We start from the raw sequence: 14,883 nt of genomic DNA on the forward strand, positions 1-14,883 counted from the left end.
TGCCGCTGTGCGACGTGTGCATTGCGTATTTCCATGGTTAGTTACACGTAACCGGCGCACCATCACAGATAGTAAATGTGCGTAATGCCGTCCTCCTAGATTTCGGGATCGACGCCCCCGAAACCGCAGGAGGAAAAGATGGCCAAGCCCTGGATCAGCGACTGGCGGCCCGACGACCCCGACTTCTGGCAGGGGCAGGGCAAGAAGGTGGCCCGCAGGAACCTGATCTTCTCCATCTTCGCCGAGCACCTCGGGTTCACGCTGTGGACCGTGTGGAGCATCGTGACCGTGCAGCTCGGCTCCTACGAGTTCTCCACCGACCAGCTCTTCTGGATCGTCGCGCTGCCCAACCTGATCGGCTCGGCGCTGCGCATCCCGTACACCTTCGCCCCGGCCAGGTTCGGCGGCCGGAACTTCACCGTGGTCAGCGCACTGCTCCTGCTCGTGCCCGCGGTGCTGCTCGCCGTCGCGGTCGGCAACCCGGCCACCCCCTACTGGGTGTTCCTGGTCATCGCGGCCACGGCGGGCCTGGGCGGCGGCAACTTCGCCTCCAGCATGGCCAACATCACCTACTTCTACCCCCAGCACAGGCAGGGGTCGGCGCTCGGGCTCAACGCGGCGGGCGGCAACATCGGGGTGAGCTCCGTGCAGCTCGTCATGCCCCTGGTGATCGGGGCGTTCGGCCTCGCCGCCGCCGGGCTGTTCTGGATCCCGTTCATCCTGGCCGCCGCGATCGGCGCCTACTTCTTCATGGACAACCTGACCTCCGCCAAGGCCAATCCCGCCGACCAGCTGAAGGTCGCCGGCCGGGCCCAGACCTGGATCATGTCGGTCCTCTACATCGGCACCTTCGGCTCCTTCATCGGCTACTCCACCGCGTTCCCGCTGCTCATCAAGAGCCAGTTCCCCGAGCAGGCCTCCCTGGTGGGGCTCGCCTTCATCGGCCCGCTGCTCGGCTCGCTGATCCGCCCGGTCGGGGGCTGGCTGTCGGACCGGCTCGGCGGGGCGAGGGTGACGCTCGTCAACTTCGCCGCGATGGCGGGCGCGGCGGCGCTGGTCTGGCAGGGTCTGTCCCAGCACGCCTTCACGCTGTTCTTCTGCGCCTACATGCTCCTGGTCGCCACCACCGGCATCGGCAACGGCTCCACCTACCGGATGATCCCGGCGATCTTCCGGGCGAAGGCCGTGGCGGGCATCGCCCCCGGTACGGAGGCCCACGAGGCCGCAGTGGCCGTCGGGAAGCGGGACGCCTCCGCCGCGATCGGGATCATCTCCGCGATCGGCGCCTTCGGCGGGTTCTTCATCAACCGTGGATTCGGCAGCTCCATCGCCGCGACCGGGGGAGCGGGCGCCGCGCTCGCCTTCTTCGCCGCCTTCTACATCGTGTGCGCGGCCATCACCTGGGCCTGCTATCTGCGTACCGCGGGATCCGTGCCGAGCCTGGCGGCGGCCCGCGTGTGACCCCGGCGCACGGGGCCCGTCGCTCACATCCGGCACCGGCCGCGCCGACGGACAACTCACATCCGCCTCATCGCGAATGTGAACGCGGTTAGCGGCTTGTAGCACATCGGTAACAGGGGAGACCTCGCGGTGAAACCGCCTGAAAGCACCATCGGATCCATGCCGGTCTCACTTCCCCCCCAGACGCCTGTGAAGGCTGGGGCGGATCGGACGAGAAGGGAAACACCCCCTATGTCACGGCTCGTCGTGGTAGGACACGGACCGACGTCGCACCGCCTGGTCGAGGCCCTCGTCGCCAAGGGCTTCGCGGGCAGCATCACGGTGCTGGGGGAGGAGCCCCGGCCGGCGTACGACCGGGTGGCGCTCACCTCCTACCTGACGGGCAGGAGTGTCGAGGACCTCACCTACCCGACGCCGGAGGGGGTCGTGCTGCGGCTGTCGTCCAGGGTCGTGGACATCGACAGGCCGGCGCGCGAGGTCGTCACCGCCGACGGCCACCGCGAGCCGTACGACGTGCTGGTGCTGGCCACCGGCTCCAGCCCGTTCGTGCCGCCGGTGCCGGGCAGGGAGCTGGACGGCTGCTTCGTCTACCGCACGATCGACGACCTCGACGCGATCAGGGAGGCCGCCTCGCACGCCACGAGCGGCGTCGTGATCGGCGGCGGGCTGCTGGGGCTGGAGGCCGCCGACGCGCTGCGCGGACTGGGCCTGGCGACGCACGTCGTGGAGATGGGCGGCTGGCTCATGCCCCGGCAGGTCGACGAGGGCGGCGGCGCCGTCCTGCGCGGCCACGTGGAGGCGCTCGGCCTGAGCGTGCACACCGAGGCGGGCGCCAAGGAGATCGTCGCGGGCCCGGACGGGCGGGTGGCGGGCCTGGTCAAGCCGGACGGCGAGACCGTCGAGGCGCAGATCGTGGTCTTCTCCGCGGGCGTGCGGCCCCGCGACGAGCTGGCCAGGCAGGCCGGCCTGGAGGTCGGCGGGCGCGGTGGGATCGCCGTGGACGACGGGATGCGCACCAGCGACCCGGCGATCTACGCGATCGGCGAGTGCGCCCTGCACGAGGGCATGGTCTACGGGCTGGTGGGGCCGTGCTTCACGATGGCCGAGGTCGCCGCCGACCGCGTCCTCGGTGGCGAGGCGGTCTTCACCCGCGCCGACCTGTCGACCAAGCTCAAGCTCCTCGGCGTGGAGGTCGCCCAGTTCGGCGCGATGGAGGGCGCGCTGGACGTGACCTTCATGGACCCGGTGGGCGGCGTCTACCAGAAGCTGTTCGTCAGCGACGACGCCCGCACCCTGCTCGGCGGGATCTGCGTCGGCGACGCCACCCCGTACAACACCCTCAAACCCTTCGTCGGCCGCGACCTGCCGGGCTCGCCGAGCGAGCTGCTGTTCACCGGCGGGCCGGCGAACACCGAGCTCCCCGACGACGCGCAGATCTGCTCCTGCAACAACGTCACCAAGGGCCAGGTGTGCGCGGCCATCGCCGAGCACGGCCTCACCGACGTCCCCGGCATCAAGGCGTGCACCCGCGCGGGCACCACCTGCGGCAGCTGCGTCCCGACGCTCAAGCAGGTCCTCGTCTCCTCCGGTGTCGAGGTCTCCAAGGCCCTGTGCGAGCACTTCGCCCACAGCAGGGCGGAGCTGTTCGACATCGTCCGGGTACGCGGCATCACGACGTTCTCGCACCTCATCGCCGAGCACGGCACCGGGCGCGGCTGCGACGTGTGCAAGCCCGTCGTCGCCTCGATCCTCGCCTCGCTCGGCAACGGCCACATCCTCGACGGCGAGCAGGCCGCCCTGCAGGACACCAACGACCACTTCCTGGCCAACATCCAGCGCAACGGCACCTACTCGGTGGTGCCGCGCATCCCCGGCGGGGAGATCACCCCGGACAGCCTCATCGTGATCGGCGAGGTGGCCCGCGACTTCGGCCTCTACACCAAGATCACCGGCGGGCAGCGGATCGACCTGTTCGGAGCCCGGGTCGAGCAGCTCCCGCTGATCTGGAAGCGCCTGGTGGACGCGGGCTTCGAGTCCGGGCACGCGTACGGCAAGGCGCTGCGCACGGTGAAGTCCTGCGTGGGCTCGACCTGGTGCCGGTACGGGGTGCAGGACGCCGTCGGCCTGGCCATCGCGCTGGAGCTGCGCTACCGGGGCCTGCGCTCGCCGCACAAGCTGAAGTCGGCCGTCTCCGGCTGCGCCCGCGAGTGCGCCGAGGCCCGCGGCAAGGACTTCGGCGTCATCGCCACCGAGAAGGGCTGGAACCTCTACGTCGGCGGCAACGGCGGCTTCACCCCGCGCCACGCCGACCTGTTCGCCTCCGACCTGAGCACCGAGGAGCTGGTCCGCGTCATCGACCGCTTCCTGATGTTCTACGTCCGCACCGCCGACCGCCTGCAGCGCACCTCCGCCTGGCTGGAGGCCCAGGGCCTCGCCTACGTCCGGGAGGTCGTCCTGGACGACTCCCTGGGGATCTGCGCCGACCTGGAGGCCCAGATGGAGCGGCACGTGGCCGGTTACGCCGACGAGTGGCGGGCCACGATCGAGGACCCGGAGAAGCTGCGGCGGTTCGTCTCCTTCGTCAACGCCCCCGGGACCCCTGACCCGTCGATCGCCTTCGAGCCCGAGCGCGACCAGGTGAAACCGGTCCTGATCCCGCTCGAGGTGGTCCGTTCCTGATCCGGACCGCCCGTACCCCGAGGACCCCAGGAGAGGAGGCCTTCACCGATGACCGCCCTGAGAGAAGACCTGGAGACGATCGCCTGGACGGCGGTCTGCTCCTACACGGACCTGCTGCCCGAGCGCGGAGCGTGCGCGCTCGTCGACGGCAGGCAGATCGCGTTGTTCCGCGCCTTCGACGGATCCCTGTTCGCGATCGGCAACCGCGATCCGTTCAGCGGCGCCCACGTCCTGTCCCGGGGGATCGTGGGCACCAGGGCGGGCGAGCCCGTGGTGGCCTCCCCGATGCACAAGCAGGTGTTCTCCCTCGCGACGGGGGTGTGCCTGGACGACCCCGCGGTGACCGTGCCGACCTATCCGATCCGCGTCACCGACGGGACGGTGGAGGTGGGGCCCGGGTGAGCGCGGGCGGGCACGGGGTGAGGCCGCGGGCGGCCGGATACCGAGGAAACATCGAGCGAGAAGTGGTGAACGACAGATGAGCATCGCCGTTCTGGACAGTCCCGTCGGCTCTCCCGAGACCGCGCCCGACGCGCTGGCCGGGTTCACGATCGGGGTCACCGCCACCCGGCGGCGCGAGGAGTTCTGCGCGCTGCTGGAACGCCGGGGCGCGAGAGTGGTGCGCGCCCCGGCGATCCGGCTGGTGCCCCTGGCCGAGGACGCCGACCTGCTGGCCGCGACCCGCGCCAGCCTGTCCGCCCCGGTCGACGACGTGGTGGTCACCACCGGTGTCGGCTTCCGCGGCTGGATGGCGGCGGCCGAGGGCTGGGGGCTCTCCGGCGACCTCTCCGAGCACCTGACCGCGGCCCGGCTGCTGACCCGCGGGCCCAAGGCGCGCGGCGCGGTCAGGGCGGCGGGCCTGACCGACCACTGGACCCCGCCCACGGAGTCGTGCGAGGAGGTCAAGCAGCACCTGCTCGCCCAGGACCTGCGCGGGCGCCGCATCGCCGTGCAGCTGCACGGGGAGCCGCTGACCGGTTTCGTGGCCGCGCTGCGCGAGGCGGGCGCGGAGGTCATCGAGGTGCCGGTCTACCGGTGGCTGCCCTACCGCGACGTGTCGCCGCTGCGGCGCCTGGTCAGCCAGGCGATCTCCGGCGGGGTGGACGCGGTGGCCTTCACCAGCGCCCCGGCCGTGCTGGCCATGCTCAACTCCGCCCGCGCCGACGGCCTGGAGGACGCGCTGATCGCGGCCTTCGCCGGGCCTGTCGTCGCCGCCTGCGTGGGACCGGTCACCGCCGCGCCGCTGGAGGCGCGCGGGGTGCCCACCGTGCAGCCCGAGCGCTCCCGCCTGGGCACGCTGGCCCGTACGCTCGCCAGGCACCTGCCCGAGCACAGCGTCACCCGCCTGGTCGCCGGCGGCCACCAGCTGGAGATCCGCGGCCACGCCGTCGCGGTGGACGGCGAGCTGAAGCCGCTGCCGCCCGCGCCGATGGCGGTCCTCAAGCGCCTGTCCGACAAGCCGGGACACGTGGTGGCCCGCTCCGACCTGCGGACCGTGCTGCCCGGCGGCCCGTCGCGCGACTCGGCCGAGCACGCGGTCGAGATGGCCATCACCCGCCTGCGCCGCGCCCTCGGTCCCGCGGGGATCGTCGAGACGGTCGTCAAGCGCGGCTACCGCCTGGCCTGCGACCGGGGCGAAGGCCTGTGACGACGCTCGTCCTGGCCGGGCACGGGACACGTAGCGCGAGAGGCGAGGAGACCCTGGCGGGACTGCGGGACCTGGTGCGCAGGGGCCGCCGGGGGACGCGGGTGGAGCAGGCGTTCCTGGAGATCAGCTCGCCGTCGCTGGCCGACGTGCTTCCCTGCCTGCCCGGCCCCGTCGTGGTGGTCCCGCTGCTGCTGGCGGGCGGCTACCACGTCCACATCGACCTGCCCTCCGTGGTCGCCTCGGCGCGGCCGGACGCCGTGATGGCGGCCCCGCTGGGACCGCACCCGCTGCTCACCGCCGTCCTCGCCAGGCGGCTGGCCGCCGCGGGGCTGAGGGCGGCCGACTCGGTGATCCTGGGAGCGGCGGGGTCGTCCGATCCGGCCGCGCTGGCCGACGTGCGGGCGGCGGCCCGGCTGCTGTCGGTGCGGCTCTCCCGCCCGGTCACCGCGGCCTTCGCCGCGACGGGCACCCCGTCGGTCGGCGAGGCCCTGGAGCGGCTGCGCTCGGGACCCGCGCCGCGGATCGCGCTCGCCTCCTACCTGCTCGCCCCCGGCTTCTTCCAGGACCGCCTGGAGGCGTCGGGGGCCGACCTGGTCGCCGCCCCCCTGGGGGTGGACGCCGACCTGGCCGCGCTGGTGTGGGCCCGGTTCGACCAGGCCCGCCTGGCGTCGATGGCGGCCGGCCTCGACCGGGGCGCCCGGTCCTCGAACGTCAGGACACCGGCGTGATCCACCCGGTGCCGGTGGTCGCGGGGGGGGGTGATCGAGCCCCGGCGGGACCGATCGCGGGGGGCGACCGGTCCCGCCGGGGCTCGATCGCGAAGGCAGGTCGGGCTCGCCAGGAGCCGAAGGGGGACGGGCTCGCCGAAGCTGAAGGCGGGTCAGGCCGGCGGGGGCTCCAGCCTCAGCTCCCGGACGATCTCCTCGGCCACCTCGTCCCGCGAGGGCAGGAAGTCGTCGGCGCCGAGAAGCGTCTCGTAGTAGGCGTGGCTGAAGCAGCCGGCGAGCAGCAGCCGGGCGCTGGCGACCGGGACGACGTCGGGGGAGACGCGCCCCGCCCGCTGCTCGGCCGCCAGGTACGCGGTGAGCGGGACGATCTCTGACATCGGCCCGATATCGCTGTCGCGCATCGCCTCGCGGAAGCGGACGGTGACCGAGGGGGAGGTGAAGGCGGGCAGCGACGCCGCCTGGACCTCGCAGTAGTAGTCGATGCCCGCCCGCGCGATGGGCAGCAGGTTCTCGCTCACCCGGCCCTTGCCGACCAGGTACATCAGGTCGTCGAGGATGCGCAGCCAGACCGGGAGCCGGTCCTGCAGCAGGGCGAGGAACATGTCGACGGCGTGGCCGGACGCGGTGCCGCGCGAGCGCGGTTGCGCGGCGTCGTCGGCCTCCTCGCGCTTCATGAACGCGGCCAGCTCCAGGACGCGGCGCCGCGCCTCCTGGGCGTTCCGGTGCGGATCGACGGTCCGCCGGTGCTGGTCGAGCTGGTACGGGTCGATATAGGGAGTCGCCATGGTCGCCCCAACATGCGCAGTCACATGGACAGATGGTCGTAACGGTGATGCGTCGTCCACCGGTGTCCACGGGGCCGTGTCCTGCTGGCCGTGGAGTCGCCGACGTCCGGTCTTTCCGCCCGGCTCGCCCCCGGCGATCCGGGGCGTGCCCGATCCGTGCCTGCCGACCCGGGACCGACCCCAGGCTCGACCGATTCAACCTAGGCGAAAAAGAGCCTCCGGTGGTAACCGTAGGCCGTGAGTTCAGCCGTCGGAGTCACGGTCGCGCCGGCGCAGATAGCGCTCGAACTCGGCGGCGATGGCGTCGCCGCTCGCCTCGGGCAGCTCGGCGGCGTCCTTGCGCTCCTCGAGCTCCTTGACGTACTCGGCGACCTCGCTGTCCTGGGAGGCGAGCTCGTCGACGCCGTGCTCCCAGGCCCGGGACTCCTCGGCCAGCTCGCCCAGCGGCATCGGGATGTCGAGCAGGTCCTCCATCCGGCTGAGCAGCGCCATGGTGGCCTTCGGGTTGGGCGGCTGGGCGACGTAGTGCGGCACCGAGGCCCACAGCGACACGGCGTGCAGCCCGGCGGCGCCCAGGGAGTGCTGCAGGACGCCGACGATGCCGGTCGGCCCCTCGTAGCGGCTCAGCTCCAGGTTGATCGCCCTGGCCAGGCCCTCGTCGGTCGCCGACCCCACGATCGGCACCGGGCGGGTGTGCGGCGAGTCGTTGAGCAGCGCGCCGAGCAGGACCGCCAGCTCGACCCCCAGCTCGCGGCAGACCAGCACGATCTCCTCGCAGAAGGCGCGCCAGCGCATGTTGGGCTCGATGCCGCGCAGCAGCACCACGTCACGGTCGACGCCCGGGGGCCTGGCCACCGACAGCTTGGTGGTCGGCCAGGTGATGGAGCGCGTCAGCCCCTCGCCCATCTCGACGATCGGGCGGGTCACCTGGAAGTCGTAGTATTCCTCCGGGTCCAGGGAGACCAGCGGGGTCGCCTTCCACTCCTCCTCGAGGTGCGCGATCACTCCGCTCGAGGCCTCACCCGCGTCGTTCCACCCCTCGAACGCGGCGATCATCACCGGGTCGACGAGCTCGGGCAGACCTTCGATCTCGATCACGCGCCCCCTCCTTCTCACCTCACGTCCTATCCGGCTAAGCCTATGCGGTGAGGGGGCCTTCACGTCACCTTCCCGACATGGTGCGGGCGATCGGGACGTCGCGGCCCGATCGCCCGCACCCGCCCGGCGGCGCCGGGCCTCGCGCCCTGTCCCACCGCTGTCCCACCGCTGTCCCACCGGGCCGGTGGGCTCCCGGCCACGGCGGCCACGGCGGGCCGGGGCCGCCGCCGATCAAGGGGGCGGCCCGAGGGCTCCCAGTACTCTTGTCCCATGACAAGCACTCCGTCTTTCCGTGAAGTCCTGGCCGAGCGCGTGATGGTCGCCGACGGGGCAATGGGGACGATGCTTCAGGCCCACGACGTCACCATGGATGACTTCCAGGACCATGAGGGCTGCAACGAAGTGCTCAACGTCACCCGTCCCGACATCGTCCGCGCCGTGCACGAGGCCTATTTCGAGGTGGGGGTCGACTGCGTCGAGACCAACACCTTCGGGGCCAACCTTTCAGCTCTCGGCGAATACGACATCTCCGAACGCGTCTTCGAGTATTCCGAGGCCGGTGCCCGCGTCGCCCGCGAGGCCGCCGACGCCTGGTCCACCCCCGACCGCCCGCGCTTCGTGCTCGGCTCCATCGGCCCCGGCACCAAGCTCCCCACCCTCGGGCACAAGCCGTACGCCGAGCTGCGCGACGCCTACTACGACAACGCCGCCGGCCTGGTCGCCGGTGGCGCCGACGCGCTGATCATCGAGACCTCCCAGGACCTGCTCCAGGTCAAGGCGGCGGTGATCGGCGCCCGCCGGGCCATCGCCGACTCCGGCCGTGACGTGCCGGTCATCGCCCAGGTGACCATCGAGACCAACGGCGCGATGCTGCTGGGCTCGGAGATCGGCGCGGCCCTGACCGCGATCGAGCCCCTCGGCGTCGACGTGATCGGCCTCAACTGCGCGACCGGCCCCGCCGAGATGAGCGAGCACCTGCGCTACCTGGCCCGCCACGCCCGGGTCCGCCTGTCGTGCATGCCCAACGCCGGGCTGCCCGTGCTCACCTCCGACGGCGCCTACTACCCGCTGAGCCCCGAGGAGCTGGCCTCGGCGCACGAGAACTTCACCCGCGACTACGGGCTGTCCCTGGTCGGCGGCTGCTGCGGCACCACCCCCGAGCACCTGCGCCAGGTCGTCGAGCGGGTCCGCGGGCGGGAGACGGCCCCGCGCCGCCCCCGCCCCGAGGCGGGCGCCTCCTCCCTCTACCAGAGCGTCCCCTTCCGCCAGGACACCTCGTACCTGGCCATCGGCGAGCGCACCAACGCCGTCGGCTCCAAGGTCTTCCGCGAGGCGATGCTCGCCCAGGACTGGGAGGAGTGCGTGGAGATCGCGCGGGGGCAGGCCCGCGACGGCGCGCACATGCTCGACCTCTGCGTCGACTACGTGGGCCGCGACGGCGTGGCCGACATGAGGGAGCTGGCCTTCCGCTTCGCCACCGCCTCCACGCTGCCGGTCGTCCTCGACTCCACCGAGCCCGCCGTCCTGGAGGCCGGGCTGCAGATGCTCGGCGGGCGCGCGGTCGTCAACTCGGTCAACTACGAGGAGGGCGACGGCCCCGAGACGCGCTTCCACCGGAACATGACCCTGGTCCGCGAGTACGGCGCCGCCGTGGTCGCCCTCACCATCGACGAGCAGGGCCAGGCCCGCACCGCCGATCTGAAGGTCGGGATCGCGGTACGTCTCGTCGAGGACCTGACGGCCAACTGGGGGATGAGAGTCGAGGACATCCTCGTCGACATGCTCACCTTCCCCATCGCCACCGGCCAGGAGGAGACCCGGCGCGACGCGCTGGAGACGATCGAGGCGATCAAGGAGATCAAGCGGCTGCACCCCGGCGTGCAGACGGTCCTGGGCCTGTCGAACGTCTCGTTCGGCCTCAACCCGGCGGCACGGATCGTGCTCAACTCGGTCTTCCTCAACGAGTGCGTCAACGCCGGTCTCGACGCGGCGATCGTGCACGCCTCCAAGATCCTGCCGATGGCGCGCATCCCCGAGGAGCAGCGCGAGGTCGCCCTGGACATGGTCTACGACCGGCGCAGAGAGGGCTACGACCCGCTGCAGCGGTTCATGGAGCTGTTCGAGGGCGTCGACGCCGCCGCGCTCAAGGAGAGCAAGGCCGAGGAGCTCGCCGCGCTGCCGCTGTGGGAGCGGCTCAAGCGCCGCATCGTCGACGGCGAGCGCAAGGGCCTGGAGGCCGACCTCGACGAGGGCCTCGCCCGGCGCCCCGCCCTGGAGATCGTCAACGACGTGCTGCTCGACGGCATGAAGACCGTCGGCGAGCTGTTCGGCTCCGGCCAGATGCAGCTGCCGTTCGTGCTCCAGTCGGCCGAGGTGATGAAGACCTCGGTCGCCTACCTGGAGCCGCACATGGAGCGGGTCGAGGGCGAGATCAAGGGCCGCATCGTGCTCGCCACCGTCAAGGGCGACGTGCACGACATCGGCAAGAACCTGGTCGACATCATCCTCTCCAACAACGGCTACGAGGTCGTCAACCTCGGCATCAAGCAGCCGGTGTCGGTCATCCTGGAGGCCGCCGAGGAGAAGAGGGCCGACGTCATCGGCATGTCCGGGCTGCTGGTGAAGTCCACGGTCGTCATGAAGGAGAACCTGGAGGAGATGAACTCCCGGGGCATCTCCGAGAAGTTCCCCGTCCTGCTCGGCGGGGCCGCGCTGACCCGCGCCTACGTCGAGCAGGACCTCGCGGAGCTCTTCCGGGGCGAGGTCCGCTACGCCCGCGACGCCTTCGAGGGACTGCGCCTGATGGACGCCTTCATGGCGGTCAAGCGCGGGGAGAAGGGCGCGAGCCTGCCGCCGCTGCGCGAGCGCCGGGTCAAGGGCGGCGCCACGCTGGTCAGGACCCCGGTGGAGGAGCTGCCCGCCCGCTCCGACGTCGCCGCCGACAACCCGGTGCCGTCGGCGCCCTTCCTCGGCGAGCGCGTCGTCAAGGGCGTGCCGCTCGCCGAGTACGCCGCGTTCCTGGACGAGCGGGCGACGTTCATGGGCCAGTGGGGCCTCAAGGCCGCGCGGGGCGGCGACGGGCCCTCGTACGAGGAGCTGGTCGAGACCGAGGGCCGCCCGCGCCTGCGGATGTGGCTGGAGCGGATGCAGACCGACGGGCTGCTGGAGGCGGCGGTCGTCTACGGCTACTTCCCGTGCGTCAGCGACGGCGACTCGCTGATCATCCTGGACGAGGGGGGCGACGAGCGCACCCGCTTCACCTTCCCGCGCCAGCGGCGCGACCGGCACCTGTGCCTGTCCGACTTCTTCAGGTCCAAGGACTCCGGCGAGGTCGACGTCGTCGCCCTCCAGGTCGCGACGATGGGCAACAGGGTCTCCGAGGCCGCGAACGAGCTGTTCGCCAAGGACGCCTACCGCGACTACCTGGAGCTGCACGGCCTGTCGGTGCAGCTGACCGAGGCCCTGGCCGAGTACTGGCACGCGCGCGTGCGCTCCGAGCTCGGCATCGGCGGCGACGAGTCCCTGGAGGACATGCTCAAGGTCAACGTCGCGGGCTGCCGCTACTCCTTCGGCTATCCGGCCTGCCCCAATCTGGAGGACCAGGTCCAGCTGATGGGGCTGCTCGACCCGGCGAGGATCGGCGTCGAGCTGTCGGAGGAGTTCCAGCTCCACCCCGAGCAGTCGACGTCCGCGCTGATCGTCCACCATCCCGAGGCCAACTACTTCAACGTATGACCGGCGTGTGATCGGCAGGGGGTTCACCGGGAATGGAAGCGGTTCTCTTCGACATGGACGGGCTTCTCGTCGACAGCGAGAAGATCTGGTTTCAGGTCGAGACCGAGGTGATGGAACGGCTCGGCGGTGAGTGGGGGGAGGCCCACCAGGAGAATCTGGTGGGCGGCTCCATGCCAGCCACCGTGGCCTACATGCTCGCCGTCTCCGGCGGGGGCGCCACCCCCGACGAGGTGGAGACCTGGATGCTGGAGGGCATGACCGCCAGGCTCGCGGGCGGGGTGGAGATGATGCCGGGCGCCGCCGAGCTGCTGGCGGAGGTGCGCGGGCACGGCCTGGCCACCGCGCTGGTCACCTCGTCGGTCCGGCCGATCGCCGAGGCGTGCCTGAGGAGCATCGGCGCGCACAACTTCGACCACGTGGTCACCGGCGACCACGTCACCAGGACCAAGCCCCATCCCGAGCCCTACCTGACGGGGGCCCGGCTGCTGGGTGCCGATCCGGGCCGTTGCGTCGCCCTGGAGGACTCCCCGAACGGGGTGACGTCGGCCACCGCGGCGGGCTGCCGGGTGGTGGCGGTGCCGAGCGTGCTGCCGATCACCGCCGCGCCCGGCCGCCTCGTCGTCGGCTCGCTGCTGGAGGTCGACGTGGCGATCCTACGCGCGCTGTCCTTGGGTGAGCCGTCCCCCGACGGGCTGTCCTCGGGTGAGCCGTCCCCCGATGGGCTGTCCTCCGGTGAGCCGTCCGGGGTCGGGGATCGCCCCTGATCTTTCCCGCGAGCCGGCCCGTATCCCCTAAGGGGTGATCCCTCCTCAGGAAGGAGGGCCTGTCCCGGTTCGACGTGCCAGGATGGAGATCGGGTAAGCCGATACGAGGGGCGGTCCGCTATGTCGTTCGAACAGATCGCGTGGTTGCCGATCTGCGCAGGGGTCACCGGCGTGGGACTGGTGCTGAGTGTGCTGCTGATGCGGCGCCGGGGCGCCGCGGCGGGGTTGCGCGCCGCGGCCTGGTCGCTGCTGCCGGTCGCCGCGTTCCTGACCGGCGCGCTGCCGACCCTGTGGAACATCGGCACGGCGGTCGTCACCTTCGTCGCCAACCTGGTGCTCAACCCCACGGTGTGGGCCGGGGTGGGGGTGGCCGGGCTCTCCGCGCTGCTCTTCCTGGTCTCCGGCTTCCTGCGCGGCCGCCGCCTCAGGGCCGCCGCCTCCTCCGGGGCCTCACCGGCGCCCGTCGCGAGTGCCCCGGCCGCGGGGCAGCGCCGGGCCGTGCCGCAGGGGACGCCGGGATCGACGGGAACGCCGGGCGCGACCGCCGTCACGCAGCCGCTGCCCAAGCGCACCCCCGCGCCCTCGCCCGTTTCCAGGACCGCCGGGTCCAAGCCCGCGGCGAAGCCGGCCGCCGACGACGACTTCTCCGATATCGAGGACATCCTGAAGCGCCGGGGGATCGGGTGACGCTATGTCACCGCATCGTTTCAATGTCACGAATCCGAGACATAAGCGGAACGGCTTCCGGACATTACCTTCAAGATCAAAACGAATGAATTTCACGTGAATCACAGTTGAGCCACATAGCGCCTCAGAGGACTGGTCAGCGCAGTTCAGCCCATAGATTCTGCGCACGGGACCACTAATAACGGCCCGTAGACTTACGGCGCGCTGCCCCGACCCGGGGGACGCGTTGACGGACAACGTCGTCTGGGATCCAGGGGGCCACTGTATGACCGCACCGCTCGACGTCCCCGGCACGGCCATGGAGGCCCAGCCGGAGGCTGTTCTCGAAGGGGTGGGCGGAAAAGCCATCGAAGGCCGGTCTCTCGGCCAGATCGCTTGGCTGCGCCTGAAGCGCGATAAAGCAGCGATTATCGGCGCTTTCGTCGTGGTCTTTCTGACGCTGATCGCGATCTTCGCGGAGCGTCCCTTCGGCGGGCTCATCGCGCTGTTCGGCGACTCTCCGAACATTCCGAACAACGACCTCATCGACCCCATGACGAGCGCCCCGATGGGCGCCTGGGGCGGGATAAGCCTTGAGCACCCGTTCGGGCTGGAGCCGGTCAACGGCCGTGACATCTTCGCCCGGATCCTGTCGGGCGCCCAGATCTCGCTGCTGGTCGCCTTCCTGGCCACGCTGGTCTCGGTGGTGCTCGGCTCGCTGCTGGGCGTGCTCGCGGGCTTCTTCGGCGGCTGGGTCGACACCCTCATCAGCCGGGCGATGGACGTCTTCCTCGCCTTCCCCCTGCTGCTGTTCGCGATCGCCATCGTCGGCGCCGTCCCCGACCAGGCCCTCGGGCTGAAGGGCAACGGCCTGCGGATCGCGGTGATCGTTTTCATCATCGGCTTCTTCAACTGGCCGTACATCGCGCGCATCGTGCGAGGCCAGACCCTGTCGCTGCGCGAGCGCGAGTTCGTCGACGCGGCCCGATCCCTGGGCGCGGGCAACAGATACATCATCTTCCGTGAGATGTTCCCCAACCTCGTGGCGCCGATCCTCGTCTACGCGACCCTGCTGATCCCCACGAACATCCTGTTCGAGGCGGCTCTGTCGTTCCTCGGCGTCGGTGTGAACGAGCCGCAGGCCTCCTGGGGCGGCATGCTCACCAGCGCGGTCACCTACTACACGATCGCGCCCCACTTCATGATCGTCCCGGGCCTGGCGATCTTCATCACCGTCATGGCCTTCAACCTTCTGGGCGACGGGCTCCGGGACGCCCTCGACCCGCGAGCCCGGTAGCGAACAAGCGACCGTCCTCTAT

The 14,883-nt window shown here is 71.2% G+C and carries 11 protein-coding genes; 9 read left to right on the forward strand and 2 right to left on the reverse strand.

Annotation, left to right across the window (positions count from 1 at the left end):
* The first annotated feature begins 138 nt into the window (after nucleotides 1–138).
* The 5 genes from ACFFRH_RS17145 to ACFFRH_RS17165 all read left to right on the forward strand — a co-directional run bounded on the left by ACFFRH_RS17145 (nucleotide 139) and on the right by ACFFRH_RS17165 (nucleotide 6,516).
* On the forward strand, nucleotides 139–1,461 hold the full coding sequence (locus tag ACFFRH_RS17145; protein ID WP_386157620.1) for an MFS transporter: 1,323 nt from the start codon (nucleotides 139–141) through the stop codon (nucleotides 1,459–1,461).
* 231 nt (nucleotides 1,462–1,692) lie between these two features.
* Complete coding sequence (gene nirB / locus ACFFRH_RS17150; RefSeq protein ID WP_386157622.1) at nucleotides 1,693–4,140, forward strand: nitrite reductase large subunit NirB; 2,448 nt, start codon at nucleotides 1,693–1,695, stop codon at nucleotides 4,138–4,140.
* 48 nt (nucleotides 4,141–4,188) lie between these two features.
* Nucleotides 4,189–4,542 (forward strand): nitrite reductase small subunit NirD, encoded by a 354-nt coding sequence (gene nirD, locus ACFFRH_RS17155; protein WP_386157625.1) that lies wholly within the window; start codon nucleotides 4,189–4,191, stop codon nucleotides 4,540–4,542.
* A gap of 76 nt (nucleotides 4,543–4,618) precedes the next feature.
* Nucleotides 4,619–5,788, forward strand: a complete 1,170-nt coding sequence (locus ACFFRH_RS17160; protein ID WP_386157628.1) for a uroporphyrinogen-III synthase — start codon at nucleotides 4,619–4,621, stop codon at nucleotides 5,786–5,788.
* Nucleotides 5,785–6,516 (forward strand): sirohydrochlorin chelatase, encoded by a 732-nt coding sequence (locus ACFFRH_RS17165; RefSeq protein WP_386157631.1) that lies wholly within the window; start codon nucleotides 5,785–5,787, stop codon nucleotides 6,514–6,516. Before ACFFRH_RS17160 ends, ACFFRH_RS17165 begins: the two co-directional genes overlap by 4 nt.
* Before the next feature lie 152 nt (nucleotides 6,517–6,668).
* Here ACFFRH_RS17165 and ACFFRH_RS17170 read toward each other — a convergent pair whose 3' ends face one another.
* Both ACFFRH_RS17170 and ACFFRH_RS17175 read right to left on the reverse strand, forming a co-directional pair.
* Nucleotides 6,669–7,301 carry a hypothetical protein gene (locus ACFFRH_RS17170; RefSeq protein ID WP_386157634.1) on the reverse strand — a complete coding sequence of 211 codons (633 nt, stop codon included), beginning with the start codon at nucleotides 7,299–7,301 and terminating at the stop codon, nucleotides 6,669–6,671.
* A gap of 243 nt (nucleotides 7,302–7,544) precedes the next feature.
* Complete coding sequence (locus ACFFRH_RS17175; RefSeq protein WP_350967829.1) at nucleotides 7,545–8,399, reverse strand: PAC2 family protein; 855 nt, start codon at nucleotides 8,397–8,399, stop codon at nucleotides 7,545–7,547.
* Nucleotides 8,400–8,669: 270 nt separating this feature from the next.
* Here ACFFRH_RS17175 and metH point away from each other — a divergent pair, with 270 nt between their 5' ends.
* The 4 genes from metH to ACFFRH_RS17195 all read left to right on the forward strand — a co-directional run bounded on the left by metH (nucleotide 8,670) and on the right by ACFFRH_RS17195 (nucleotide 14,861).
* The gene (gene metH, locus ACFFRH_RS17180) at nucleotides 8,670–12,134 is read left to right on the forward strand and encodes a methionine synthase (RefSeq protein ID WP_386157638.1); all 3,465 of its coding nucleotides are present in this window, start codon (nucleotides 8,670–8,672) and stop codon (nucleotides 12,132–12,134) included.
* Between the two features lie 32 nt (nucleotides 12,135–12,166).
* Nucleotides 12,167–12,898, forward strand: a complete 732-nt coding sequence (locus tag ACFFRH_RS17185) for an HAD family hydrolase (RefSeq protein ID WP_386157641.1) — start codon at nucleotides 12,167–12,169, stop codon at nucleotides 12,896–12,898.
* 120 nt (nucleotides 12,899–13,018) lie between these two features.
* Complete coding sequence (locus ACFFRH_RS17190; RefSeq protein ID WP_386157644.1) at nucleotides 13,019–13,585, forward strand: cellulose synthase; 567 nt, start codon at nucleotides 13,019–13,021, stop codon at nucleotides 13,583–13,585.
* Nucleotides 13,586–13,850: 265 nt separating this feature from the next.
* Nucleotides 13,851–14,861 carry an ABC transporter permease gene (locus tag ACFFRH_RS17195; protein WP_386157647.1) on the forward strand — a complete coding sequence of 337 codons (1,011 nt, stop codon included), beginning with the start codon at nucleotides 13,851–13,853 and terminating at the stop codon, nucleotides 14,859–14,861.
* The last annotated feature ends 22 nt before the right edge of the window (nucleotides 14,862–14,883 follow it).

Origin of the sequence: Streptosporangium vulgare, assembly GCF_042428775.1 — a bacterium.
Taxonomy (GTDB): domain Bacteria; phylum Actinomycetota; class Actinomycetes; order Streptosporangiales; family Streptosporangiaceae; genus Streptosporangium; species Streptosporangium vulgare.

Bases quoted from the DNA above. Each gene is read 5' to 3' on its own strand.
- ACFFRH_RS17145 (WP_386157620.1), top strand. From the start codon at position 139: ATGGCCAAGCCCTGGATCAGCGACTGGCGGCCCGACGACCCCGACTTC.
- nirB (WP_386157622.1), top strand. From the start codon at position 1,693: ATGTCACGGCTCGTCGTGGTAGGACACGGACCGACGTCGCACCGCCTG.
- nirD (WP_386157625.1), top strand. From the start codon at position 4,189: ATGACCGCCCTGAGAGAAGACCTGGAGACGATCGCCTGGACGGCGGTC.
- ACFFRH_RS17160 (WP_386157628.1), top strand. From the start codon at position 4,619: ATGAGCATCGCCGTTCTGGACAGTCCCGTCGGCTCTCCCGAGACCGCG.
- ACFFRH_RS17170 (WP_386157634.1), bottom strand. From the start codon at position 7,301: ATGGCGACTCCCTATATCGACCCGTACCAGCTCGACCAGCACCGGCGG.
- metH (WP_386157638.1), top strand. From the start codon at position 8,670: ATGACAAGCACTCCGTCTTTCCGTGAAGTCCTGGCCGAGCGCGTGATG.
- ACFFRH_RS17185 (WP_386157641.1), top strand. From the start codon at position 12,167: ATGGAAGCGGTTCTCTTCGACATGGACGGGCTTCTCGTCGACAGCGAG.
- ACFFRH_RS17190 (WP_386157644.1), top strand. From the start codon at position 13,019: ATGTCGTTCGAACAGATCGCGTGGTTGCCGATCTGCGCAGGGGTCACC.
- ACFFRH_RS17195 (WP_386157647.1), top strand. From the start codon at position 13,851: ATGACCGCACCGCTCGACGTCCCCGGCACGGCCATGGAGGCCCAGCCG.